The following is a 25,175-nucleotide window of genomic DNA, read 5'->3' on the forward strand; positions in this document are numbered from 1 at the left end:
TCACCTCTTCCCATTCCGAACAGAGAAGTTAAGCCTGCCTGCGCCGATGGTACTGTTACTTACGGGAGAGTAGGTCGTCGCCAGTTTTTATTAAAAGCCTCAAGTGAACAACTTGAGGCTTTTTTGTGTTTATACTTTTTTGTACAATGTATTAAGTATTAAGTATTAAGTATTAAGTATTAAGTATTAAGTATTAAGTATTAAGTATTAAGTATTGAACATCTTATAACTCTCAGAACTCAAAACAAGAAGCTTCCTATGAGTCGATAAGAGGCTTCTAATTAGTCAACGAGAAGCTTCTTCTTAATAAAAAGGAAGCTTCCTTTATAATTCTCAGAACTTACTTGTTTAGAAGGTTACGGGTATAGATTAGTTCACGGAAGGGCATCGGTGAGTTGTTCAAAGGGCATCGGCGAGTTAACGGATGGGCATCGGTGAGTTCACGGATGGGCATGCGATGATTGTCCGATGCGCTTAGGAGTAAAAGAATGGTTTTTTTGTATTTCTGCTCGAAAGCAATTGAGTGTGTTGGGTATTTAAGGGGGCTATTTAACGTAGAATCTAATAAACGATCTTTAGATAATTATCTGTGTTATTTGGGAAAGGTTTAGAGTTTAATTCCACTGTTAATTTAGTGTGAGTTTTATGCAAGGTGCGTTAGAGTTATAGTATCATTTTGAGCTACTCTGAATCGTGTAATGAATATTTGTAGATGCAAATTTGTTATCTTTATTTAAAACCTAGATATTATGGAAGAAAATCTGTTTGATAATCAATTGTTACCAAAGAAAAGTTGGTTTAAGCGTAATTGGAAATGGGTAGTACCTGTTGGTTGTTTATCGTTTGTGATTTTATTTACTGGATTGATAATTGGTGGACTTTGTTGGGGTTTTAGTAAGATAACTTCTGATAATGATGTTACAAAACATGCAATCAATATTATCAATCAAAACCCTGAAGTTCAACAGAAATTAGGTACAAACATTATAAAGGATGGAATGTTTAGAGGGAATATTTCAATCACAAACGATACTGGTGAGGCTACTGTTCCTATAAGAGGTACAAAAGGTTCGGGAACTGCAATTATTGTTGGAGAAAAAGAATTTGATAAATGGAATTATGAAAAGATTATTGTTCAGATTGATGAAACTGGAGAACTAATCCAAATAAATAAAGTAAAAGAGTAAGCTAACGAATGAGTTAGCTTTTTTTGTTTTACATTATTGATAAAGATTTAATTGTTTATTCAAAATAATAATTTTACTTTTGGTTAACATTTGGTGCGAACTTAACCGTTCGGTAACAGGGAATCAGGTGAAAATCCTGAACAGACCCGCTGCTGTAAGCTCCATATTTTTTTAGAATATATATATATCCACTGTTTATAATGGGAAGGATTTCTAAAAAAGGAGTAAGTCAGAAGACCTACCAAAATTGTACATGTTGAATGCTTTCGGGGACTAAAGCGTGAAGTTCAAATTTTGGATAGGTTCGTCCTTTCAATTCTTCTTCATACACTCTCGTTAGCAACAATTGATTATTGCTAAATGAGAAATCTAAAGACTATAATTATTTGTTGCAGCTTGATTTTGCTTTCATGTCGTATTGCCTCTGCGCAAATTATTCATGATAGTATTTTAGAGCTTCAGCAAGTTAGTATTTTAAAAAATAATGCAAAAGCCGTTGTTCCTGTTCAAGAATTGAAAGGAGAGCAATTAGAGGCTTTAAATAGTCATTCTGTAGCCGATGCTGTTCGTTTTTTTGCTGGCGTTCAAATAAAAGATTATGGTGGAGTCGGTGGATTTAAAACAATTGATGTTCGAGGAATGGGAACTCAGCATGTTGGAGTTTTTTATGATGGAATTCAACTAGGAAATGCTCAGAATGGAATTGTCGATTTAGGGAAATTTTCTTTGGATGATATGGAAGTGATTTCTTTATATAATGGTCAAAAAAGTAATATTTTTCAATCAGCAAAAGATTATGCTTCTGCTTCTGCAATTTATCTTCAAACCAAAAAACCTGTTTTCATTGGAGATAAAAAAACTAATGCCACGCTTCGCTATAAGTTAGGTTCGATACAATTAATTAATCCTTCAACAAGAATAGAACAAAAAATTACGGATAGATTATCTGCTGTTTTGAGTGCAGAATATATTAAGTCTAATGGAGAATATAAATTTCGATATCGACGAAATAAATTAGATGGAACTAAGGCTTATGATACTATTGCAACGCGACACGATGGACAAATAGAAGCAAAACGTCTTGAATTGGGACTTTTGGGAAAAGGGAATCAATCAAACTGGAATGTAAAGGGGTATTTGTATAATTCGGATCGTGGTTTACCAGCTGCTATTGTTCGTGGACGTTTCGGTGCTCGTGGACAAACTTGGATTGACCGAAATTATTTTGTTCAAGGAAAATATGAGAAGAGGATTAAAAATTTTCAAACCAAATTGTTAGCAAAATTTGCTTACGATTATACACATTATATTGATACTGTTTCTACGATAAAGATTAATAATGAATATATACAAAGAGAAGTATATTTTTCTTGGGCAAATTTATATTCAATTACAGATAAATGGGATGTGAATGTCTCTACAGATTATCAGTTTAATAATTTAGATGCCGATCTGGTTAATTTCTCTTATCCAACTCGTCATACAAATCTTGTCGCAATTGCTTCTACGTATCAATTAGGGAAATTGACTTTGCAAGGGAGTTTGTTGGGAACTTTTGTGAAAGAGTCGGTAGAAATGAATACAAGTGCTCCAGATAAAAATGTATGGACACCAACTATTATTGCGAATTATAAACCGTTTTCTAATCAAGATTTTAATGTTAGAGCATATTACAAACGTATTTTTAGAATGCCAACGCTAAATGATTTGTATTATACTGATATAGGTTATTCTAATTTAAAACCAGAATACACAGAACAATATAATTTAGGTTTTACTTATTCTAAGAATACAAGTTCATTTATTAAGAATTTTACAATACAAGCTGATGGTTTTTACAATGAAGTAAAAGATAAAATTATTGCAGGTTTCAATGGTAGATTTCGCGCAACAATGATGAATTTAGGTTTTGTAAAAATTAAAGGATTAGATATAAAATTACGTTCTTCTTTTGATATCGGACAAGTAAAATTTTCGCCAATGTTGACTTATTCATTTATGAAGGCGCAAGATTTTACCAATCCAGGAGACACTTACTATAAAGATCTTATTCCTTATGCACCTGAACATAGTGGTTCTTTTGTTTTAAGTGCAAAATATAACACATGGAATTTTAATTACAGTTTTATTTATGTTGGCGAGCGTTGGGATATCAATCAAGATAATATTAAATATAATCGTCTTAATCCGTGGTTTACAAATGATGTGGGAATTCATAAATCTTTTAAATTAAATAATATTTCGTTCAAAACGTCTTTTGAATTGAATAATATCATGAACCAACAATATGATATTGTACTTAATTATCCAATGCCAGGAAGACAATTCAAATTAATACTAAGTGCCAATTTATGAGATATATTTTTCACATATTAACTAGCTTATTCTTTTTAATAATTGTTTCTAGCTGTCATCAAGACATATATCAAGTAGCAGAAGAATTAGATGGTGTTACAGAGCCAGAAAATACAGCCATACAGGGTTTCTATTTGTTGAACGAAGGAAATATGGGAACCAACAAAGCAACGATAGATTACATGGATTATACCACAGGAGTTTATCATCGAAACATGTATGCAATGGCGAATCCTACAATGGTAAAAGAATTGGGAGATGTTGGGAATGATGTCAAAATTTATGGAAATAAATTGTATGCTGTGATTAATGTCTCAAATTTTATTGAAGTAATGGATCTTAAAACGGCAAAACATATCACAACAATTCCGTTAGAAAATTGCCGATATATTACATTCAAAAATGGAAAAGCTTATGCAACTTCATATGCTGGGCCAGTTTCTATAGATCCAAAAGCTCCGCTAGGAAAAGTAGTTGAAATAGATACAATAAGTTTAAAAATAACACGAGAAGAAGTTGTAGGTTATCAACCAGATGAATTGGAAATCGTTGATAATAATTTATATGTTGCCAATTCTGGAGGTTATAGAGTTCCTAATTATGATAAAACAGTTTCAGTAATTGATTTAACAACATTTAAAGAGACAAAAAAAATAGATGTAGCCATTAATCTACATCATATCAAAAAAGATAGTGAAGGAGATTTATATATCACTTCTCGAGGAGATTATTATGATATTCCATCTAATCTTTTTGTCTTAGATTCTAAAACACACAAAATCAAAAAAACATTTAATCTTCCTGTTTCCAACTTCACAATTGTGGACGATCTGTTGTATTATTATGCAAATGAGTTTAACTATAATACTTTTCAGTGGAAAAAATCTTTTGGAATAATAGATACCAAAACAGAGGAAGTCATTAATACTAACTTAGTAAATGATCCAAAAATTAATGAAATAAAAACACCATACGGAATTGCTGTAAATCCTATTACAAAAGATTTGTATTTAACAGATGCAAGAAATTATGTGTCTATGGGATTTATTTATTGTTTTGACCGAAATGGTGTGTTTAAATGGAAAACAAATGGAGGTAATATTCCTGCACATTTTGCTTTTGTTTATAAATAAAATATACACTTAAAATGAAATATTCTAAACTATTTATTACAGCATTAAGTCTCGCTTTTATACAAAGTTGTAGTAGCGATGATTCAGATAGTAATTTATCAATTGATGACGTGAAATTAAACTCTTCATATTCAACAAATCGACTAAAAATAATTACAATAGAACCTACTGTTTCAGGATTTGAAAATGCAACATATACTTGGAAAAACGGAAATGAAATAGTTGGTAGTGACAAAACATTTTCTTTTGTTTCAGATGAAATAGGAACTTATCAATTAACATTAGAAGTAAAAGGTTTATCAACAACAAAAAAATTAGAAACTCAAATTACAGTAAATAAAGAGTCAAAAGCTTATAGCAAATATATTGCTCAAGTTTATGATTTTATGCCTGCAGTAGGACAATTTACAAACGATTTACCAGAGTATGTATCTGGTAATACGCGAGAACAAATGATTGCAAAAGCAGCGAGTAGTATTGTTGGTTCTGAAGGGCAATTAATTTCTTTAGGAGGATATGGTGGTTATGTCGTTTTTGGATTTGATCATACTATCATTAATAAAGTCAATAAAAGAGATTTTAAAATTCTAGGAAATGCTTTTTGGGGTAATGAGGCACAAGAAGAACGAGCAGGTTCATGCGAGCCAGGAGTTATTATGGTTGCTTATGACAAAAATAATAACGGAGTTCCAGATGATGATGAATGGTACGAAATTGCAGGAAGTGAATATACAAATTTAAAAACCATTAAAAATTATTCTATTACCTACAATAAACCAGATGAAAATAAAATACCTGTAATAGGAACTCATGGTTGGGATATTGATATTGAATATGTAAAATGGACAGATAATCAGGGAAATACAGGGTATAAAACCAAAAATTCGTTCCATGCTCAATCCTACTATCCTTTATGGTTTGGAGACAATCAATTAAAATTTACAGGAACATTACTTCCAAATAATTTTTATGACCAAAGTGGTACAGGAACTTATTGGGTTGGTAAATCATATGCTTATGGATATGCAGATAATGCTCCTAATAATGATGAAGCTTCCAATATTGACATTGATTGGGCAGTAGATAAAAATGGAAATAAAGTGAAACTTCCAGGAATTGATTTTATCAAAGTTTATACAGGTATTAACCAAGAGGCAGGTTGGTTAGGCGAAGTATCAACGGAAATTATGGGAGCGTACGATTTACATTTCTAAAATCTAAGAGAATTATAAAACTAAATATTAACAAATGAGAAAATTTTACTTTCTAACCGTTTTGTTCCTAACTTTTTGTCTAGGACTTAACGCACAAGTTAAGGTACAAGGCGTACCTCGAAATGATATTAAGATTTCTGCACAAAAGCAAGCAAAAGCAGGAGATGCAACCTTTACATTTGATGATGTAAAATATTGGGTTGGAGAAGGGACTAACAAAGCTGCTCTTGTTGTACAATGGAACGATGATAAAACTCCAGATGCAATGGTTTGGGGATACCGTTTTAATGGAGAAAAACATGGAGTTGATATGATTTTAGAAATCGCTAAGGTTGATCCACGTTTTTATGTTCTTGCTTTAGAAGGAACTCAATATGGTACAGCTATTGGTGGATTTGGGTTCGATTTAGATGGAAAAGGAACTATTGGTTTAGTAAAAGATGGGAATACAACTTACCCTTACTATCCAAAGGATGGAAAAGTAACAACATCTGATTATGATTTTGATTTATGGACTAGTGTAGATACAAACGATCATTGGGCATCAGGATGGACTTCTAAAGGTTATTGGTCATATTGGGTAAAAGAGAAAGAGGGAGATTATGGATATTCTGGTTTAGGAGCAAGTAGTCGTGTTTTAGAAGATGGATCTTGGGATGCATGGTCATTTGCTAAAGATTTTGGAGATTATCCTTTAGCAGATGAGTTTGTAGCTGTCGAACCTTATGAAAAACCTACTTTAGATTTTACAAAAGGATATTTCATTGTAAATGAAGAATGGTTTGGGCATACAAATGGTTCTGTTAATTATATAGCTCCAGATGGTACAGTTTCTTATCGTGTTTACAGTGAAGTAAACAATAATGAAGCTTTTGGAGCAACAACTCAATACGGAACAATTTACGGTGATAAATTTTATTTTGTATCTAAACAAGAGAAAGATGGAGGAGATGTGAATTATACTCCTGGAGGAAGATTAGTTGTAGCAGATGCAAAAACAATGAAAAAAATCGCTGGCTTCGATAATATTGGAGGAGGAGATGGACGTTCATTTGTAGGTGTTGATCCTAAAACAGGCTATATCGGAGCTGCAAATGGAATCTTCTTATTCGATATCGAAAACTTAAAAGTTGGAGAAATGGTTGAAGGAACTGGTGGAGGAAGTACTTATGCTGGACAAATAGGAAATATGATCCGAACTTCTAAATATGTTTTTGCTGTAAAACAAAGCAAAGGGATTTTAGTTATTGATCCTAAAACACATACAGTGAAAACAACTTTTGAAGGAGCTTATACTTCTGTAATTCAAACGAAAGATGGAAACATTTGGGGAGCTTTGGGAAATAAAATAATTAAAATAGATCCATTTACTTTAGAAATAACAGAAATTGCTATTCCAACGAAAACAATTCCGAATACTTGGGGAGCATGGAATGCAGGAAGTTTCTGCGCTTCTACTAAAGAGAATGCTATTTATTTCTTTCCAGGATCTGGTTGGTCATCAAGTCCAACAATTGTAAAATATGATATAGATAAAGGTCAATTTAATGAAAGTTTTGCAACAATTCCAGGACAAGACAATCAGTACAAACAAATTCCTTATGGTGCTGGATTACGTATTGATCCAATAACAGATAATTTAATTGTTACAACAACAGAAAGTGGATATTCTTCTCATTATCAAAAAAACTGGGTTCACGAGATTGATAATAAAGGTAATTTAGTGAAAACAATTCAGTTACAAGATTATTATTGGTTCTCAGCTTTACCTGTTTTTCCAGATGCAAATAATCCTGAAATAGAAGGTTTAGAGACGACTTATCATATTAATACTGCAACAACAATTGATTTGAAAGACAAAGTATCTGATTTAGATAATTTGTCAGCTGCGATTGTAAAAGATTTAGAAATCATCGAGAATAATGAAGTAGCTGAAATTTCGATTAATGATAATGAAGAATTAGTAATTAATCCATTAAAAAATGGAACAGCAAAAATTAAAATTTCTTTCAATTCGAATGGAAAAGTTGTTTCACAAAATATTACAATTTCAACAGCTGTTTTAGGTACAAATGATTTAACTAAATCTGCTGTAAATATTTATCCAAATCCTGTTGAAAATATTTTATATATAGAAGTGAAAAATGCTGATAAAGCAGAAATTTACAATATTACAGGTGCTAAAATTATAGAGAAAACACTTCAAAAAGGAAAAAATCAAATAGATGTTTCCTCTTTACAAAAAGGTGTTTACATCATAAAAGTTAACAATTCTACTTTCAAAGTAATTAAAAAGTAGTGTGTGTTATTTATTTGTGAAGAAAGGTTGAGCTTAGCTCAACCTTTTATTTTTAATAATAATTTATTGCACGTTTTACAACATATTTCAAATCTCCATTTGACGAAATAGAGGCTTTTATCCAGTTATTTTTCGAGTCATATTCGTATAAAACTTGATAAGAAGTTAAAATAGTTTGTCCATTTCGGAATGATTGTTTTTTGAAATTAATAATTTCATTTTTCGAATCAAAATCGGCTTGATAAATCAATGTTTTATTTGCGTCAAAAGATTTTAATTTAGAAATACTTCCATTCTCAAAAAACATTATTTTGCTCGAATTTCCAGCAATTTCTTCCTGAAAAATAGGTGTTTCTTTATCATAAATATAATATGATTTTCGACCTTTTTTGCCATCAAAAGAAGTCATTTCATCTAAAACTAATAATCCATTTTTATTGTATGTCAAATTATTTTCAGAAATAGTAGAACCTTCAACTTTTGTAATGATTTTGTCTAATCTATTTGAATAATTGAAAACGGTTTCATAGCTCGATTTTGACGATTTTCCTTCGATCTTTTCGGTCAGGTTTATTAACCGATTTTTGTTGTCATAAACAAAGGTCTTATCCGAAGCAATTCGTTTTGGATCTTCACCATTGTTAATAACTATATTCGTTTGTTTATCAATGGAATTCGAGTTGTTGTAATCGTAATTAACATAGTTATAAACAGCTAATTTTCCTTGATAATCCAAATAATTTATTCGTTTAGTTAACAAACCTTTTTGATTAAATTCTAATGAAATTTGATTGTAAAATTCATTTTCTAAAAAAGGTAAAGTTGCCGTATTTCCCTTAGTATCCGTTGCTGTTGAAATTACTTTTTCAACTTTTCCTTTTAGATTAAAATCATTTAAAGTTGTTTTAATTTCATAATCATTAATCGATATTTTTTGAGAAAATCCGTTACTCGAAATAAGTACAATGATTAATATAATCAACCTTTTATTCATAATAATAAATAATCAATTAGTTCTTCAATTCGTACCAAAAACAATCTAAATCCCACATTTCAAGATGAAATGTTTCTGTGACTTCAAAACCTACTTTTTCTAAAACATTTCTGGATGCTTTGTTGTTAATATGAGTAATTGCATTTAGTTTAATATCAATCATATTTTTACGATAAAAATCCATACAAGCATTTGCTGCTTCGGTTGCGTAACCTTTTCCCCAAGTTTCTTTTCGGTAACGATAACCAAAATCTAGAAAATTATACTGATTATTCATTGCTTCTTTTTCGGTTATGTATTTAAAACCTGTCCAACCAATCATTTTTCCAGATTCTTTTTCGACAACAGCTAATCGTCCGTGTCCAAGTTCTTTATACTGAATTTGCAGCGCTTCTATAATCTCTTTTATCTCCTCTATTGTATTTATAGGTTGTCCTCTTAGAAATGTATGAACTTCTGGTTGAGAATCCATTTCGAAGAAATCTTGTAAATCATCGATTGTAATTGGTCTAATAATTAATCGTTCAGTTTCTAATGTTGGTAAATATTTCATCTAGTAAAGGTATAAAATAATGATTTTAAATGCTTAATTATTAATCAAGTTCATTTACTTGCCTATATTTGATAAATATAGAATGTCTGCAATGTTATGAGTAGAAGTTTTTTAGTTGTTATTTTTTTATTTAACACGTTTATATTATTTGGACAAACTGTTTATAAAACACCTTCAGGAAAAAAGTATCATACGTCTACTTGTCGTTATGTGAAAAATGTTTCGAATTCGTTATCGATAAATGAAGCAAAAAGAATGGGTTTATCAGCTTGTACACAATGTAAACCTACATTGAAAAATGAATCAAAATATTCGACAGGATTAGGAATAAGAGCTAATGAAGCTAAAGGAGTATCACATAAATCTTCTCAATGTAGAGGAAAAACGAAAGCAGGATTACGTTGTAAACGAATGACGAAAAATATAAATGGATTTTGTTTTCAACATGAAAATTAAAAAGCCTCTGAAATATTTCAGAGGCTTTTTATTTAGTATTATCTATTAATTTTATCCTACAATATTGATGATTTTTCCAGGAACAATAATGATGTTTTTTGGTGTACGATCGCCCAATTGTTTGATTGTACGTTCGTCATTCATTACAATTTCTTGAATTTCATCTTTTGATAACGATAAAGGTAATTCTAATAAGAATTTCATTTTACCATTGAATGAAACTGGATATTCTTTTGCATCAGCAACTAACCATTTTTCTTCAAAAACTGGGAAATCTGCATGCGCAATTGAGGTTTCATGTCCTAATTTTGACCATAATTCTTCTGCAATATGCGGTGCATAAGGCGAAATAATAATTGCCAAAGGCTCTAAAATTGCACGTTTGGTTGTTTTTAATTTTCCTAATTCGTTTGCCGCAATCATAAAAGTAGAAACAGACGTATTAAAAGAGAAATTGTTTACATCTTCATCAACCTTTTTGATGGTTTGATGCAATACTTTCATTTCTTCTTTTGTAGGTTCATCTTCCGAAACAAAGAAAGCTTCTTCTGCTCCTGAATGATACAATTTCCAGAATTTTTTCAAGAATGAGTAAACTCCAGATAAACCTTGAGTATTCCAAGGCTTTGATTGTTCAACTGGACCTAAAAACATCTCGTATAAACGTAATGAATCTGCTCCATATTGATTACAAATATCATCAGGATTTAAAACATTGTAGTAAGATTTTGACATCTTTTCAACCTCACGCCCTGTGATGTATTTACCATCCTCTAAGATAAATTCAGCATTAGCAAAATCTTCTCTCCAAGTTTTGAATTTTTCTGTATCTAATTCGTCGCCTCCATCTTTTAACAACTTAACATCAATACGGATTGGAGTTGTTTCATGTTGATCTTTCAAAGATTTGGAAACAAAAGTATTTGTTCCATTAATTCTATATGCATAAGCGGTCATTCCCAAAATCATTCCTTGGTTAATCAGTTTTTTTGCATATTCATCTGTAGGAACGAATCCTTTATCGAACAAGAATTTTTGCCAAAAACGAGAATATAATAAGTGACCAGTCGCATGCTCAGATCCACCCATGTACAAATCTACATTTTGCCAATAATCAACTGCTTCTTTTGATACAAACTCGTTGTCATTTTTTGCATCCATGTAACGTAACCAATACCAAGAAGAACCTGCCCAACCTGGCATAGTGTTTAATTCGATAGGGAAAATTGTTTCATTATTGATTAAACTATTGTCTACAACTTCGTTAGTTGTTGTATCAAAAGCCCATTTTGTCGCACGTCCTAACGGTGGCTCACCATCTTTCGTTGGTAAATATTCATCAACTTCAGGTAAAATAATTGGCAACGCAGTTGTTGGAATAGTGTAAGGTATTTCGTCCTTAAAGTAAACTGGAACCGGTTCTCCCCAATAACGTTGACGAGAAAAAACAGCTTCGCGTAAACGGAAGTTTGTTTTTCCTTTCCCAAACCCTTTTTCTTCTAAAGCTTCAATTGCTTTTACAACCGCTTGTTTGTAATCTAATCCGTTTAAGAAATCAGAATCTTTCAATTCGAATCCTCCTTTTTCTGTAAAAGCAGTTTCAGAAATATCTTGACCTTTGAAAATATTAATAATTGGTAAATTGAAATGATTTGCAAAAGCAAAATCACGCTCATCACCAGCTGGAACAGCCATTACAGCACCTGTTCCATAAGAAGCCAATACATAATCACCAATCCAAATCGGAAGTTGTTTTCCTGTGAAAGGATGAATAGCATAAGCGCCTGTAAATTCTCCTGTAATATTTTTAGCATCTGCTAAACGATCTCTTTCAGAACGCTTTGAAGTATAATCGACATAAGCGTCAACTTTTGCTTTATTCTCTGCTGTTGTAATTTTAGAAACCAAAGGATGCTCTGGGGCTAAAGTCACATAAGAAACACCAAAAACAGTATCAGGACGAGTTGTAAATACCTCGATTTTATCAGCATGTCCATGAACATCAAAAAAGATTGAAGCTCCTTGCGATTTACCAATCCAGTTTTTTTGTGATTCTTTGATTGGATCAGGCCAATCTAATTTTTCTAAGCCTGTTAACAAACGATCTGCATAAGCTGTGATACGCATCATCCATTGTGTCATTTTTTTTCGCACAACAGGGAATCCTCCACGTTCTGATAATCCGTTAATTACTTCGTCGTTTGCTAAAACAGTTCCTAAATCTGGACACCAGTTTACTTCTGCTTCAGCTAAGAAAGTTAAACGATATTTTAATAAAATAGTTTGTTGTTCTTTTTCGGAATAAGCCTTCCATTGTTCTGCTGAAAAAATCTCGATATCGTCATCAGAAACAACATTTACATTTGCATTACCTTCAGTTTTGAAAGTTTCAACTAATTTAGAAATTGATTCAGCTTTATCTGTAGAATTATCATAATATGAATCAAATAATTGATTAAAAATCCATTGCGTCCATTTATAATATTCAGGTTCAGAAGTTCTGATTTCGCGATCCCAATCGTATCCTAAACCAATTTTTTTCATTTGGTTTTCGTAACCAGCAATAATATTTCCTTGTTTATCAACTCCACCTTCAATATTAGTAGTAGTTGTAATTGCAGGATGTTGACCAGTTTGAATTGCATATTGTTCTGCAGGTAATCCAAAAGAATCGTAACCCATAGGATGTAAAACGTTGAAACCTTTTAATTTTTTGTATCGAGAATAAATATCTGATGCAATGTATCCAAGTGGATGACCTACGTGTAATCCAGCTCCAGAAGGATAAGGAAACATGTCTAATACATAAAATTTTGGTTTTTCTGATTGATTATCAGATTTAAACGTCTTTTTCTCAATCCAAAATTTTTGCCATTTTGGTTCGATTTCATTCGGATTATATTGCATTTTCGGAAGTTATATTAAAATTAAATTAATGCAAATTTACGTTTTTTATATGTCATTTGAGCTAGAATGGCGATATTTGTATATTAACAATCAATCCCTAAACCAACACTATGAAAAAAGAATTGATATTTTATTATATCGGTATACTTGTTTTTTTTATTGTCTTAATTTTTTCTGTTAGACATATTGTGAATACAACTCGTATTTTCGTAGGCTATGAAGATGGATTTAATCCTATTCATATCCAATGGAACATAGATCATAAAGATTCTACTTTACGTGTTAAAGATCCAATGTATTTGAGAAATGATTATTATCTAATTGATTATGATGATAAATCTATATTAAAGAATGATACAGTTTTATATGCTGAGTTATTTGGAGATTCTTTAGTATCTAAGGGTAATGCATTGAATGTAGAACCTCCATATTTTCTGTGGAAAGATGCTAAGAATGATACGCTTAAAATTTTTAAACATAATATCACTTTAAAGTTTACGAAACAAAAATATTAAGCCTTTTGTAAATAAAAAGAAAAAGTAGATCCATTTCCTACTTTACTAGTCACATATATTTTTTGTTTGTGTGCTTCTAAAATATGTTTTACGATTGCTAATCCTAAACCAGAACCTCCATTATTCCTGTTTCTAGATTTGTCAACACGATAAAACCGTTCGAAGATACGGTCAATATCTTCTTGTTTTATCCCAACACCTTGATCTTTTATTGATACTTGAATTTTATCATCATATTCTTCAAAGTCAATAGAAATCTCAGTATTTGGATTTGAATAATTAATCGCATTTACTATTAGATTAATTAAAACTTGTTGTATTTTTTGTATATCTCCAACAACTTTTATTGGTTGATGAATAGGATAATTAAGAGAAATTTTGATGTTATTTTTTTCGGCTTTTATTTCCAATAAATCGATTACATCTTGAACAAGAGCAGTTAAGTTGAATACAGAAAATTCTATATTAATTCGTCCGCGTTCCAATTCTGAAATCATATCCAAATCTTTCACTAAATAAATCAAACGATCAACAGATTTATTAATTCGGTTTAAATACTTATCGCGTATAGATTCATCTTCAACACCTCCTTCTATCAGAGTTAATAAATAGCCTTGTACTGAAAACAGAGGAGTTTTTAGTTCGTGAGAAATATTTCCTAAAAAATCTCTACGATAATTTTCTCGTTCATGGAGGAAATCAATTTCTTTGGATTGATCTTCTGTTATTGTTGATATTTTTTGAGAAAGTTCTTCAAAATCAATATGATTAGATTGAAATTGAGGAATGTTTTTAGAAATTTCAGTAAAATCTTTTTTGCGTTGATTTTTTAGAGAAAACCAATAAAATATTGATAATCCAATCAATAACAAAATCATTAAGCTAAAGAAAAACAATTTTTCTTGAAGAATAAATTGAATATTTCCAAACCATAGAAAAGAGAACAAAACAAATCCTAATGCCAAGATTAAAGTACTGAGAAAGGCAAATAGAAAAATGTTTTGAACTTTGAAAGTTGAAGCCATTATGAGCTTTTAGTCATTTATTTTGTATCCTATTCCTTTTATTGTAGAGAATCGATCGTTTCCAAATTTTTCTCGTAATTTTCGCATATGTACGTCAATTGTACGCCCGCCTACAACAACCTCATTTCCCCAAACTTTTTCTAAAATTTCTTCACGTTTAAAAACTCTTTCAGGATTTGAAGCTAGTAAAGCAATTAGTTCAAATTCCTTTCTTGGTAATAAGAAATCTTCTCCTTGGAAATTTACTTTATAAGTTTCACGGTTAATCTCGAAATTATTTAGTTTAATGAATTCATCTTTTGGCGTTTCGTTAGGTTGTTTTAATTTCAATAAAGCATTTAGTTTACTAATTAAAACTTTTGGTTTTATTGGTTTCAAAATATAGTCATTCGCTCCTGCCTCATATCCTGCTAATTGTGAAAAGTCTTCAGCTCGAGCAGAAAGAAAAACAACTAAAGTATCCTTGAAAGAATCTAACTTTCTTAATTCCGCACACATTTCCATTCCATCCATTTGCGGCATCATAACATCTAGTAGAATTAAATCTGGACGAAAAATTTTAGCTTGTTTAAGTCCTTCAATTCCGTTTTGAGCTGTTTCTACTTCAAAACCTTCTTTTTTTAAGTTGTAACCAATAAATTCTAAGATATCTGGTTCGTCGTCAACTAATAAAATTTTAATGTTCTTCATAATTGTTTGTAATAACTAAATAAAATTAGTCGATGTAAAATTAAGCTTAAATTTTAGGAGAAATTAGGTAAAAACATTTCTTAACATTCATTTAAAGTTACGATAATTTCATAACAATTACCTAACAAAATCTTTACAATTTCTAAAAATGTTTTTCATTGGATTGCAGCAACTTTGCCATCAAACAAACACGAATTATACAATTTCAATGAAACGCAATTTAACTTTACTTTTATTATTAGGTTCGGCAGCACTTTTTGCACAAACTAATATTAAGTTAGAAGGAACTTTATTTGATCAAAAAACAAACCAACCACTTTCTGAAAAAACTTTTGTGGTTGAAGGATTAAATATTCAAGCAAAAACAGACGAGAAAGGTCACTACGAAATTTCTGTTCCAGATGATACATATCAATTAGATATTAAAGTAGATGGATATCAATCTGTTTCTCAAAATTTATCAGATTCGAATACATTAAACATGTATTTGAAACCTGTTGATATTAGTAATATTGATTTGACTACAGCTGTTGTAACAGGTAGAAAAGATAAATCTGGAGAAGCTTCTTTACTTAATATACAGAAGAAATCTGTGAAAATGGTAGAGAATATTGGTGCAGCAGAATTGGATCGTAAAGGTGTAAGTGATGCGGCTTCGGCAGTTGCAAAAATGGCTGGAGTAACGAAACAAGAAGGTACAGGAGATGTTTTTGTACGTGGATTAGGAGATCGTTATAATTATACTTCATTGAATGGTTTGCCAGTTCCGTCAGAAAATCCTAGTAATAAGAATATTAAATTAGATTTATTTCCAACTGACGTTATTGATTATATTTCGTTGAGTAAAACATTCAATGTGAGAATGATGGCTGATTTTGGCGGAGCAAATATTGATATTGCATCAAAATTATATGAAGGAAAAGGTTTCTTAGAAATCGGAACAGGATTAAACTTGAATTCTAACGCGATTACCAATAAAAACTTCAACTTACAAGATGGACCAAATTGGTTTGGTTTCCAAAAAACAAAAATTCCAGCAAATGCAACAACCGGATATAATTTTACAAATAGTTTCAATCCTCAATCTAAATCTGCTGTAGCCGGCGGTTTTAATATAAAAGGAGGAAAAAGTTACAAGTTTGAAAACGGAGCAAAATTCGGATTCTTTGCAACAGCTTCTTTTGATAATTCTGCTCAAAGTATCGAGAATGGTTTAGCAGCCTCTGTAAATGCAGAAGGGGCATATTTAAACAATTTGACTGATTATACGAAGAATAGTTACAATACAAACACAACAGGAATGGTTAATTTGTATTATGATTTTAATGCAAATAATAGATTAAGAGTAAATAGTATTTTTATCAACAATACTTCTCAAAGTTTACAAGAATACAAAGGTTATGTACGCGATGTTACTGGAGACGATGAATTAGGTTTTATTCGTCGGGGAACATATGAAAAAAACCAAGTTTTTGTAAACCAATTATTAGGAGATCACAAATTAAATGATAAATCTGAATTTCATTGGGGAGTATCTTATAATACTGTTAAACAAGATATGCCAGATCGTATTCAAAATATTATGCGATTAAAAAAACAGACTGGTGTTTATCTTCTAGCAGATCAAGATGCGTCATTAAATAACCGTTATTATCAAAGTCTTAATGAGAACGAAATATCTGCTAATTTAGAATATAACCATGTTTTTGGAGGAGACTTAAAAGAGTATAAAGCAAGAATTTCTGTTGGATATCAAGGAAGACATAAAGAAAGAGATTTTGAAGCTAATCAGTTTAACTTTAGATTATACAATGGAGGAAATTTAGTTGATCCAAATAATTTGGATGCATTTTTTAATCAATCAAATTATGGATCTAAGTTCGGTATTGTAACTTTTGATATGGAACCAAACGGAAGATACAAACCACAAGAATATAGTGGACAAAAAGATATTCAAGTAGGTTTTGCAGAGGTAGAATATAACTTTAATGATAGGTTAACGGCAGTACTGGGAGTACGTGCGGAGTATCTAAAACAAAGCATTGATTGGTATACAGCTTTATCTAAAGGGGATCGTTCATTCGATCAATTCGAATTATTACCAAGTTTGATGTTACGTTATAAATTAACTGAGAATCAAAACTTCCGTTTTGCAACATCTAAAACCTATACACTTCCTCAATTCAAAGAAACAGCCATGTTTGTTTACGAAGATGTAACAGAAACTTTCCGAGGAAATCCAATGTTATATCCGTCTACAAATTATAATGCCGATATTAAATGGGAATGGTTTCCTAAAAGTGGAGAAGTAATCTCTCTCGGAGGTTTCGGAAAATATATTCAAGATCCAATTAATACTACTACAATTGCTTCATCATCTAATGATATTTCTTACGCAAATACAGGTGATTGGGGATATGCAGTTGGAGCAGAATTAGAAGTTAGAAAGACTATTTTAGATAATAAATCATCTAATCCAGAACAATTAACTGTAGGTCTTAATGCGGCTTACATGTATTCGAATCAAGAGTTGAACAATGAAAAAGTGTATAACGAAACATTGTTTAATGGACAACGTATTAACACCAACTTTACAAATGCAGAAGATGCTTTTACAGGAGCTTCAGACTTCATTTCAAATGCAGATTTATCTTATTCTAAGAAATGGGAGAGAGGAGGAAGCATCATGGCGACTGTGGCTTACAATTACTTCTCTGATCGTATCTATGCACTTGGAACTGAAACAAGAGGTAATCAAGTAGATAAAGGATTTAGCACATTAGATTTTATTTTACGTTCGAAATTGAATAAAAACATTGGAATCAACTTCTCTGCTAAAAATCTTCTAAATCCAACAATAGATCGTGTACAAGAAAACTTGAATGGAGATGTAAAAACTTTGAGTTATAAAAAAGGGATGAACTTCGGATTATCAGTAAACTATCAATTTTAAAAACACAATAAAACAAACACAATAAAACATTTAATTATGAAAAAATCAATTTTAAAACTATTTTTAGTAGGAGCATTTTCAACATTAGCTTTAACAAGTTGTTCTAATGATGATGATAATGGGGGAGAAACTACACCTTCTGGCTTTGTTGCAAACCCTGCTGATTTTCAAGGTGAATTAAAAAGTGGTGATAAAGTAACATTAGATGCATCTAAAACATATTATTTAACAGGAAAGATTCAGGTTAATGATGGTGCAGTTTTAAATATTCCTGCTGGAACAAAAATTGTAGCTCAAGGAGGAACAAAATCATTTATTGCAGTAGCTCAAGGAGGACAAATTTTTGCTAATGGAACTTCTTCTAATCCAGTAGTATTTACTTCAGATAGTAAGACACCAGGATCTTGGGGAGGAGTTGTTTTATGCGGGAAAGCACCAATTAACAAAGCTAAATCTGCTACCGCAGAGGTTTCTGAGTTAACGTATGGGGGAGATGTAACAAACGATAATTCAGGTTCAATTACATATACTCGTATTGAATATGCAGGAGCAATCTTTAATAAAGATAAAGAGTTTAATGGACTTTCTTTGTTTGGAGTAGGTAACGGAACTAAAATTGAATATGTACAAATGTATGCAGGTTCTGATGACGGAATCGAATTCTTTGGAGGTACTGTAAATACAAAATATATCGTATCAAATGAAAACGAAGATGATCAATTTGACTGGACTGAAGGTTGGATAGGAACAAATGAATTTTGGTACGCTAAAGAAGGTCGTAACAAAGGAAATAGAGGTTTAGAAGCTGATAACAATTCAAGTAATAACGAATTATCACCTTTCTCAAATCCTATTATTAAAAATGCAACTTTTATTGGTTTAGGAGGAACATATGAAGGATCAGAAAATCAAGCAATGAAATTGCGTGAAGGAACTAAAGGTAAATTTGAGAATTTAGTATTAGCTAATTGGGCAAAAGGAATTGATATTGAGCATGATGTTACATTAAGCTGGATTCCGAAAGATTTATTCATCAAAAATGTTCAATTTATTAATGTTGGAGTTGAAGCTACAGGTAAAAATAAAGCAGGAGCCTCAATTGATGTTTCTAATGCTTATTCTAAAGCCAATAATACTGGAGCTGGAAATGGTGTAGATACTCCAACTTGGGCAAAAGGATGGACAGTTGGTCTATAATTAAAACTATATAATGATTAAACTTTTCTTATAAAAAAGTTCTTCGTGTTTGTAAATCGCTTTTTTGGGTTCTCCAAAGAAGCGATTTTCGTTTATTATAACTATTTTATTTTAAATCATTAAAAATAGTTATTTAGAAAAATTCCACGTAAGGCAAAGTATTTGTACATTTGTACTCTTAAGAATTGAAATAATGGCATTAACAGAAGAACAATTGGATTCGATAGGAGAAAAATTGGTTGAAAAATTCAAAACAGTTTATGATCCTGAGATTCCTGTTGATATATACGAATTGGGATTAGTATACGATGCTCAGGTAAATGCAGATGGTGAAGTAAAAGTTACGATGACCCTTACATCGCCAAACTGTCCTGTTGCAGAAAGTTTACCTGTTGAGGTAGAACAGCGCGTAGAAGAGATAGAATATGTAACTAAATGTTACGTAGAAATTACGTTCGATCCACCTTGGGATAGAGATATGATGAGCGAAGAAGCAAAATTCGAATTAGGAATGTTATAACTTAACATTCCTAATTTTTTTGTACCTTAAAACCAACAAACTAAAAAACACTAAAATATATGGGATCTACTATAGGAATACTATTATTTATAGGAATAATTATATTATTCTTATTCATTTTTACTGTTAAACAACAAACAGCAATCGTAATTGAACGTTTTGGAAAATTTCATAGTATACGAAATCCAGGATTGCAATTCAAAATTCCGATTGTAGATAGAATAGCAGGAAAAATGTCACTTAAAATTCAACAATTAGATGTTGTTGTCGAAACTAAAACAAAAGATGATGTATTTGTTCGATTGAAAGTTTCTGTTCAATATCAAGTCATTAAAAATCAAGTTTATGATGCATTCTATAAATTAGATAATCCTTATACGCAAATAACTTCTTTCGTTTTTGATGTTGTCCGAGCTGAGGTTCCAAAACTTCGTTTAGATGATGTTTTCGAGAAGAAAGATGATATTGCAGTAGCAGTAAAAAGTGAATTGCAAGAAGCAATGAATTCATATGGTTACGAAATAGTCAAAACATTGGTAACCGATATTGATCCAGATGAGCAAGTAAAGCATGCGATGAACCGTATTAATGCTGCGGAACGTGAAAAATTAGCGGCGCAATATGAAGGTGATGCTGCACGTATTTTGATTGTAGAAAAAGCAAGAGCCGAGGCAGAATCGAAGCGTTTACAAGGACAAGGTATTGCAGATCAGCGTCGTGAAATTGCAAAAGGTTTATTAGAATCTGTTGACGTGTTGAATGGAGCGGGAATCACCTCGCAAGAGGCTTCTGCGCTAATTGTGGTAACACAACATTATGATACATTGCAAGCGATTGGAGAAAAATCTGGAAGCAAATTAGTTTTGTTGCCAAATTCACCAACTGCAGCTTCTGAAATGCTGAATACAATGGTTACTTCGTTTACCGCAGCACATGAACTGAATGAGCCTCAAATAACAAAAGAAGATAATCCAGCTCAACGAAAAAATAAACCAAATCAAGGAGATTCGTTTACTTTTCCAGAACATCCTTAGAAAATCATTATATGAAGTATTTTAAGTATATTCTTAATATTATATGAAAGACAAATCCACTTATTATATGAAAGACAAATCCACTAAAAAAAGAAACTTAAATAAGTGTTATTTTTTGTTTTTGATAACCGTTTTAATGGTTATTCCGTTATATGGACAATCTAATAAAATGATTAATCAGGATTCTATCAATCAATCGAAATTATATAATGAGTTTAGAATTGATTTTGATAAATATGAAAAGCAATATGGTCATTATATTCAGACAAATAATGTGAAAATGCATTATTTAGAGTGGGGAAACCCTAAAAATCCTATCAATTATTTATACACCTTTTACTTCAAAAACAGCTTTTGGCGCTTCGACACATCAATTAAATCCAAAAATTATTTACAGAAATTTAGATAAACCTATGTTGATTTTTGATCCAATAAACAATCAAGATTGGTTTGATTTTAAAGCTGAAAATGAAAAATTAACCAATGAACATAAAGCTTATATAACGCATAAAGTTTATGAAAAAACATGGCATGGAGTAAAAGATGAAAGACCGAAAGAAGTTTTAAATGATATAAAGTTATTTTTACAATCAAATAAAATAATTAAGTAAAACTAAATATTGTAATGATAATTAACGATTTAAATGATCAAGTCGTAAGAATTAACGATTTTAATACAAATTGTATCACTTTAATTTTTGAGAATATTAATTATCGTTTTGATTTTCTTGGTAAAAAGGAAGCTTTCTTAAAAGAAAAAAATGAATGTAAGTTATTGTTGTTTTCTGATCATCCATTATTAATTGATTACAATGAAAGTTTTTTAGAAATTTTCTTAAATTCAAAACCACAAAACATAGATTTTTTTCTAGAAAATATAGAAAGGATTATTCATAATAGAGTTCTAGGCTTTCGAGAATTAAAAGATTATTTAAACAAATCAAATTTAGATTTTGAAACTTTTTTAAAGAATATAAATGAAGGAAATGGAAAATTTCTGAACGCTCCATTTTCAATAATTAATGAGATAGAGAAATTTTTTATCGAAAATAATAACTGGTTTTTAAAACTTTTGGAGAGCCGAAAAATTTTAAAAACCAGTTATTAATTTTAGATAATCAATATGTTATTGCAACTGAATTTAAACTAAAATAAAACTAAAAGCCACTTCGATGAAGTGGCTTTCTAATATCTCAATACTTATATCTAAAATCTAAGTCTATCCAACTTGAACACCGTTTGGCGTTTCTTCTTCTGGATTTACAAACGTTAATTTTCCGTCTGCTTTATCAGCGAATAATAACATTCCGTTCGATTCGATTCCACGAATTTTACGAGGCGCTAAATTTGCTAATACCATTGCTTGTTTACCAACGATTTCTTCTAACGTAAAATGTTCTGCAATACCAGAAACAATTGTACGAACGTCCATTCCTGTATCTACTTTTAGTTCGAATAATTTGTCTGCTTTTTCAACTTTTTTCGCTTCTAAAATAGTTCCGATACGGATATCCATTTTTTGGAAATCATCAAAAGAAATCAATTCTTTTTGAGGCTCTGCGTTTGGATTTGTCATATTATTTTTGACTTTACTTTCGTTTAATTTATTGATTTGTGCTTCGATGGCTTCGTCTTCAATTTTCGCAAAAATTAATTCAGATTGTCCTAATTGATGTCCAGCTTTTACAAATTCGTCTGTTGATTCTAAATCATCCCAACTCATTTTTTCTACATTCATCATTGCTAATATTTTCTCAGAAGCAAACGGAATAAATGGTTCTCCCAATTGTCCTAATGCAGCAGCAATTTGCGTTGCTGTGTACATAATTCCTTTTACAGCTTCTGGATCATCACCTTTTTTCCAAGGTTCTTGCGCTTGTAAAAATTGATTTCCAAGACGAGCTAAATTCATATATTCTGTCAACGCAGCACGGAATTCATATTTCTCTAAATGATCACCGATACGTTTTGCAAAATATTTGATTTCAGTTAATTCTTCAAATTCTATTGTTTTTGTAGGAACAATTCCTTCGTAATATTTGTGAGAAAGTACCATTACGCGGTTGATAAAGTTTCCTAAAATTCCAACTAATTCAGAATTATTCTTTGTCTGGAAATCTTTCCACGTAAAGTTATTGTCTTTATTTTCAGGCATATTTGCCGTCAATACATAACGTAATGTATCTTGTTGATTTGGAAAATCTTCTAAATATTCGTGCGCCCAAACAGCCCAATTACGAGAAGTTGAGATTTTATCATCTTCTAAATTCAAGAATTCGTTTGCAGGAACATTGTCTGGCATAATATAATCGCCATGCGCTTTCATCATTGTTGGGAAAATGATACAGTGGAAAACGATATTGTCTTTCCCGATAAAATGAACCAATTTCGTTTCTTCGTTTTGCCAATAATCTTTCCAGTTTTTACCATTTTGCTCCGCCCATTCTTGCGTGAAAGAAATATAACCAATTGGAGCATCGAACCAAACATACATTACTTTTCCTTCAGCTCCATCAACAGGAACAGGAATTCCCCAGTTCAAATCGCGTGTCATAGCACGAGGTTTTAAACCATCGTCTAACCATGATTTTACTTGACCATAAACACTCGATTTCCAATCATTTTTGTGACCTTCTAAAATCCATTTTGATAAGAAATTTTGGTATTGATTTAATGGCAAATACCAGTTTTTAGTTTCTTTTCTGATTGGAGTATTTCCAGATAAAGCAGAACGAGGATTAATCAATTCTTCTGGGCTTAATGTTGAGCCACATTTCTCACATTGATCTCCATAAGCATCAGGATTTCCACATTTAGGACATTCACCACGAATGTATCGATCTGCTAAAAATTCATGCGCATCTTCATCGTAAAATTGTTCTGTAACATCTTCTGTAAACTTGTTGTTATCATACAACGTTTTGAAGAAATCTTGAGCAACTTCTCTGTGTTTATCTGATGTTGTACGAGAATAAATATCGAACGTTACACCAAAATTAGCCAATGTATTTTTGATATTTTCGTGGTAACGATCAACAATATCTTGTGGCGTAACACCTTCCTTTTTGGCACGAATTGTAATTGGAATACCATGTTCGTCAGAACCTCCAATAAATGCTACATCTTTTCCTTTTCTTCGTAAAAAACGTGCATAAATATCAGAAGGAACGTAAACACCTGCCATGTGACCAATGTGCAATGGTCCGTTAGCATAAGGTAAAGCCGCTGTAATTGTATATCTTTTTGGTTGACTCATTTGCTTAAAATCTATAAGCGACAAAGATACGATTTGTTGTTTGTTTTGTTAAAACCTTTTTCTAATTTTATAAGGTTAATCAATTTATGAAGGAATGAATATTAGGAAAGAAGAGAAAAGCGATTATGAACAAGTTTTTGAATTGATTGAAAAGGCATTTGAAAATGAAGAATATAGTGATCGTCGTGAACAATTTTTAGTTGAACGATTACGAAAGTCTGATGATTTCGTTCCTGACTTGTCTATTGTTTTTGAAATGAATGGACTTATTGTTGGTTATGTTTTATTGACAAAGATTAAAATTAATCATTCAGATTTTTCTTACGATTCTTTAGCGCTTGCTCCTGTGGCGGTTTTACCTAATTATCAAGGAAATGGAATTGGTGGTCATTTAATAGAATTTGCGCATAAGAAAGCGAGAGAATTAGGTTTTGAATCGATCATTTTATTAGGACATCCAACTTATTATCCTAAATTTGGTTACCGAAAAGCGTCTGACTTTGATATTCAGTTACCTTTTGATGTTCTTGATGAAAATTGTATGGCAATTGAGTTGGTTGAAGGTGCGCTGAAAAATGTAAATGGAATGGTAGAATATCCGAAAGAATTCTATCAATAATAAAAATATTTCCTATGGAAGAAAAGGCTGCTGTAACGCCAAATGAGGTGGTAACAGATACAATTACGAACTTATTTACGTATGCTAATTATTTTTTGGTTGCAGCGCTTGTTGTGTTGTTAACGTATATGACGATTCGAGACTTTAAGAAAAAACAACGCGAAAAGAAATTGGCACAAGAACGTGAAGCGTACAACAATCAGTTTGATAACGAAGAGGAAAAAGAAGAATTATAAATCATAAAAAATAGCCACCCAATTTTGAGTGG

22 protein-coding genes, 1 rRNA gene and 1 riboswitch are annotated in these 25,175 nt (G+C 31.2%); of the genes, 17 read left to right on the plus strand and 6 right to left on the minus strand.

All coding sequences use genetic code 11. The annotated features are described in order from the left end of the window. The 6 genes from rrf to E4J94_RS04135 form a co-directional block, all read left to right on the plus strand. Positions 1–86 (plus strand): 5S ribosomal RNA (rrf, locus tag E4J94_RS04110); the annotation flags it as partial. 663 nt (positions 87–749) lie between these two features. Next, positions 750–1,187: a cytochrome c oxidase assembly factor Coa1 family protein gene (locus E4J94_RS04115; RefSeq protein WP_135834605.1), complete on the plus strand. Its 438-nt coding sequence runs from the start codon at positions 750–752 to the stop codon at positions 1,185–1,187. A 74-nt stretch (positions 1,188–1,261) separates the two neighbouring features. Continuing rightward, a riboswitch (cobalamin riboswitch) is annotated at positions 1,262–1,447 on the plus strand. Positions 1,448–1,547: 100 nt separating this feature from the next. Further along, positions 1,548–3,542, plus strand: coding sequence for a TonB-dependent receptor (locus E4J94_RS04120; protein ID WP_246034251.1), 1,995 nt, complete (start codon positions 1,548–1,550; stop codon positions 3,540–3,542). Beyond that, the gene (locus tag E4J94_RS04125) at positions 3,539–4,675 is read left to right on the plus strand and encodes a YncE family protein (RefSeq protein WP_135834606.1); all 1,137 of its coding nucleotides are present in this window, start codon (positions 3,539–3,541) and stop codon (positions 4,673–4,675) included. The genes E4J94_RS04120 and E4J94_RS04125 overlap by 4 nt, the downstream gene beginning before the upstream one ends. Before the next feature lie 14 nt (positions 4,676–4,689). After that, the gene (locus E4J94_RS04130; protein WP_135834607.1) at positions 4,690–5,889 is read left to right on the plus strand and encodes a PKD-like domain-containing protein; all 1,200 of its coding nucleotides are present in this window, start codon (positions 4,690–4,692) and stop codon (positions 5,887–5,889) included. Between the two features lie 34 nt (positions 5,890–5,923). After that, entirely contained in the window at positions 5,924–8,188 is a 2,265-nt protein-coding gene (locus E4J94_RS04135; RefSeq protein WP_135834608.1) for a DUF5074 domain-containing protein, read from the plus strand. Between the two features lie 52 nt (positions 8,189–8,240). Here E4J94_RS04135 and E4J94_RS04140 read toward each other — a convergent pair whose 3' ends face one another. Both E4J94_RS04140 and E4J94_RS04145 read right to left on the minus strand, forming a co-directional pair. Further along, positions 8,241–9,170: a hypothetical protein gene (locus tag E4J94_RS04140; RefSeq protein WP_135834609.1), complete on the minus strand. Its 930-nt coding sequence runs from the start codon at positions 9,168–9,170 to the stop codon at positions 8,241–8,243. Positions 9,171–9,198: 28 nt separating this feature from the next. Next, positions 9,199–9,735, minus strand: a complete 537-nt coding sequence (locus tag E4J94_RS04145) for a GNAT family N-acetyltransferase (protein ID WP_135834610.1) — start codon at positions 9,733–9,735, stop codon at positions 9,199–9,201. 96 nt (positions 9,736–9,831) lie between these two features. On the opposite strand from E4J94_RS04145, the gene E4J94_RS04150 reads away from it, so the two are divergent. Continuing rightward, positions 9,832–10,191 carry a hypothetical protein gene (locus E4J94_RS04150; RefSeq protein ID WP_135834611.1) on the plus strand — a complete coding sequence of 120 codons (360 nt, stop codon included), beginning with the start codon at positions 9,832–9,834 and terminating at the stop codon, positions 10,189–10,191. A 51-nt stretch (positions 10,192–10,242) separates the two neighbouring features. Here E4J94_RS04150 and leuS read toward each other — a convergent pair whose 3' ends face one another. Then, positions 10,243–13,098 carry a leucine--tRNA ligase gene (leuS, locus tag E4J94_RS04155; RefSeq protein WP_135834612.1) on the minus strand — a complete coding sequence of 952 codons (2,856 nt, stop codon included), beginning with the start codon at positions 13,096–13,098 and terminating at the stop codon, positions 10,243–10,245. Between the two features lie 110 nt (positions 13,099–13,208). On the opposite strand from leuS, the gene E4J94_RS04160 reads away from it, so the two are divergent. Then, positions 13,209–13,613 (plus strand): hypothetical protein, encoded by a 405-nt coding sequence (locus tag E4J94_RS04160; RefSeq protein ID WP_135834613.1) that lies wholly within the window; start codon positions 13,209–13,211, stop codon positions 13,611–13,613. Here the strand turns inward: E4J94_RS04160 and E4J94_RS04165 are convergent. Further along, positions 13,610–14,638, minus strand: a complete 1,029-nt coding sequence (locus E4J94_RS04165) for a sensor histidine kinase (RefSeq protein ID WP_135834614.1) — start codon at positions 14,636–14,638, stop codon at positions 13,610–13,612. The two genes, E4J94_RS04160 and E4J94_RS04165, sit on opposite strands and share 4 nt — an antisense overlap. A 9-nt stretch (positions 14,639–14,647) precedes the next feature. Beyond that, positions 14,648–15,328 (minus strand): response regulator transcription factor, encoded by a 681-nt coding sequence (locus tag E4J94_RS04170; RefSeq protein ID WP_135834615.1) that lies wholly within the window; start codon positions 15,326–15,328, stop codon positions 14,648–14,650. A 208-nt stretch (positions 15,329–15,536) separates the two neighbouring features. Between E4J94_RS04170 and E4J94_RS04175 the strand changes: the two genes are divergently transcribed. The 7 genes from E4J94_RS04175 to E4J94_RS04200 all read left to right on the plus strand — a co-directional run bounded on the left by E4J94_RS04175 (position 15,537) and on the right by E4J94_RS04200 (position 22,140). Then, positions 15,537–18,281, plus strand: coding sequence for a TonB-dependent receptor domain-containing protein (locus tag E4J94_RS04175; protein ID WP_168801823.1), 2,745 nt, complete (start codon positions 15,537–15,539; stop codon positions 18,279–18,281). A 36-nt stretch (positions 18,282–18,317) separates the two neighbouring features. Further along, a complete protein-coding gene (locus E4J94_RS04180) occupies positions 18,318–19,478 on the plus strand; it encodes a hypothetical protein (protein ID WP_135834617.1) in 1,161 nt (386 codons plus the stop codon). A gap of 193 nt (positions 19,479–19,671) precedes the next feature. Continuing rightward, a complete protein-coding gene (locus tag E4J94_RS04185) occupies positions 19,672–19,998 on the plus strand; it encodes an iron-sulfur cluster assembly protein (RefSeq protein ID WP_135834618.1) in 327 nt (108 codons plus the stop codon). 59 nt (positions 19,999–20,057) lie between these two features. After that, a complete protein-coding gene (locus E4J94_RS04190) occupies positions 20,058–21,032 on the plus strand; it encodes an SPFH domain-containing protein (RefSeq protein ID WP_135834619.1) in 975 nt (324 codons plus the stop codon). 136 nt (positions 21,033–21,168) lie between these two features. Beyond that, positions 21,169–21,441, plus strand: coding sequence for a hypothetical protein (locus tag E4J94_RS17810; RefSeq protein WP_246034252.1), 273 nt, complete (start codon positions 21,169–21,171; stop codon positions 21,439–21,441). A 4-nt stretch (positions 21,442–21,445) separates the two neighbouring features. Continuing rightward, on the plus strand, positions 21,446–21,643 hold the full coding sequence (locus tag E4J94_RS17815) for a hypothetical protein (RefSeq protein WP_246034253.1): 198 nt from the start codon (positions 21,446–21,448) through the stop codon (positions 21,641–21,643). A gap of 14 nt (positions 21,644–21,657) precedes the next feature. Then, complete coding sequence (locus E4J94_RS04200) at positions 21,658–22,140, plus strand: hypothetical protein (protein ID WP_135834620.1); 483 nt, start codon at positions 21,658–21,660, stop codon at positions 22,138–22,140. Positions 22,141–22,251: 111 nt separating this feature from the next. Here the strand turns inward: E4J94_RS04200 and metG are convergent, their stop codons facing one another. Continuing rightward, positions 22,252–24,288 (minus strand): methionine--tRNA ligase, encoded by a 2,037-nt coding sequence (gene metG / locus E4J94_RS04205; protein WP_135834621.1) that lies wholly within the window; start codon positions 24,286–24,288, stop codon positions 22,252–22,254. Between the two features lie 94 nt (positions 24,289–24,382). On the opposite strand from metG, the gene E4J94_RS04210 reads away from it, so the two are divergent. Both E4J94_RS04210 and E4J94_RS04215 read left to right on the plus strand, forming a co-directional pair. Next, entirely contained in the window at positions 24,383–24,907 is a 525-nt protein-coding gene (locus tag E4J94_RS04210) for a GNAT family N-acetyltransferase (protein ID WP_135834622.1), read from the plus strand. Positions 24,908–24,921: 14 nt separating this feature from the next. Beyond that, positions 24,922–25,143 carry a hypothetical protein gene (locus E4J94_RS04215; protein ID WP_135834623.1) on the plus strand — a complete coding sequence of 74 codons (222 nt, stop codon included), beginning with the start codon at positions 24,922–24,924 and terminating at the stop codon, positions 25,141–25,143. The last annotated feature ends 32 nt before the right edge of the window (positions 25,144–25,175 follow it).

The sequence above is a fragment of the Empedobacter tilapiae genome (genome assembly GCF_004785645.1).
Classification (GTDB): Bacteria; Bacteroidota; Bacteroidia; order Flavobacteriales; family Weeksellaceae; genus Empedobacter; species Empedobacter tilapiae.

Bases quoted from the DNA above. Each gene is read 5' to 3' on its own strand.
- E4J94_RS04135 (WP_135834608.1), top strand. From the start codon at position 5,924: ATGAGAAAATTTTACTTTCTAACCGTTTTGTTCCTAACTTTTTGTCTA.
- E4J94_RS04160 (WP_135834613.1), top strand. From the start codon at position 13,209: ATGAAAAAAGAATTGATATTTTATTATATCGGTATACTTGTTTTTTTT.
- E4J94_RS04145 (WP_135834610.1), bottom strand. From the start codon at position 9,735: ATGAAATATTTACCAACATTAGAAACTGAACGATTAATTATTAGACCA.
- E4J94_RS04185 (WP_135834618.1), top strand. From the start codon at position 19,672: ATGGCATTAACAGAAGAACAATTGGATTCGATAGGAGAAAAATTGGTT.
- E4J94_RS04200 (WP_135834620.1), top strand. From the start codon at position 21,658: ATGATAATTAACGATTTAAATGATCAAGTCGTAAGAATTAACGATTTT.
- E4J94_RS04180 (WP_135834617.1), top strand. From the start codon at position 18,318: ATGAAAAAATCAATTTTAAAACTATTTTTAGTAGGAGCATTTTCAACA.
- metG (WP_135834621.1), bottom strand. From the start codon at position 24,288: ATGAGTCAACCAAAAAGATATACAATTACAGCGGCTTTACCTTATGCT.
- leuS (WP_135834612.1), bottom strand. From the start codon at position 13,098: ATGCAATATAATCCGAATGAAATCGAACCAAAATGGCAAAAATTTTGG.
- E4J94_RS04165 (WP_135834614.1), bottom strand. From the start codon at position 14,638: ATGGCTTCAACTTTCAAAGTTCAAAACATTTTTCTATTTGCCTTTCTC.
- E4J94_RS04125 (WP_135834606.1), top strand. From the start codon at position 3,539: ATGAGATATATTTTTCACATATTAACTAGCTTATTCTTTTTAATAATT.
- E4J94_RS04115 (WP_135834605.1), top strand. From the start codon at position 750: ATGGAAGAAAATCTGTTTGATAATCAATTGTTACCAAAGAAAAGTTGG.
- E4J94_RS04130 (WP_135834607.1), top strand. From the start codon at position 4,690: ATGAAATATTCTAAACTATTTATTACAGCATTAAGTCTCGCTTTTATA.
- E4J94_RS04175 (WP_168801823.1), top strand. From the start codon at position 15,537: ATGAAACGCAATTTAACTTTACTTTTATTATTAGGTTCGGCAGCACTT.
- E4J94_RS17815 (WP_246034253.1), top strand. From the start codon at position 21,446: ATGTTGATTTTTGATCCAATAAACAATCAAGATTGGTTTGATTTTAAA.
- E4J94_RS04215 (WP_135834623.1), top strand. From the start codon at position 24,922: ATGGAAGAAAAGGCTGCTGTAACGCCAAATGAGGTGGTAACAGATACA.
- E4J94_RS04120 (WP_246034251.1), top strand. From the start codon at position 1,548: ATGAGAAATCTAAAGACTATAATTATTTGTTGCAGCTTGATTTTGCTT.
- E4J94_RS04150 (WP_135834611.1), top strand. From the start codon at position 9,832: ATGAGTAGAAGTTTTTTAGTTGTTATTTTTTTATTTAACACGTTTATA.
- E4J94_RS17810 (WP_246034252.1), top strand. From the start codon at position 21,169: ATGGTTATTCCGTTATATGGACAATCTAATAAAATGATTAATCAGGAT.
- E4J94_RS04190 (WP_135834619.1), top strand. From the start codon at position 20,058: ATGGGATCTACTATAGGAATACTATTATTTATAGGAATAATTATATTA.
- E4J94_RS04210 (WP_135834622.1), top strand. From the start codon at position 24,383: ATGAATATTAGGAAAGAAGAGAAAAGCGATTATGAACAAGTTTTTGAA.
- E4J94_RS04170 (WP_135834615.1), bottom strand. From the start codon at position 15,328: ATGAAGAACATTAAAATTTTATTAGTTGACGACGAACCAGATATCTTA.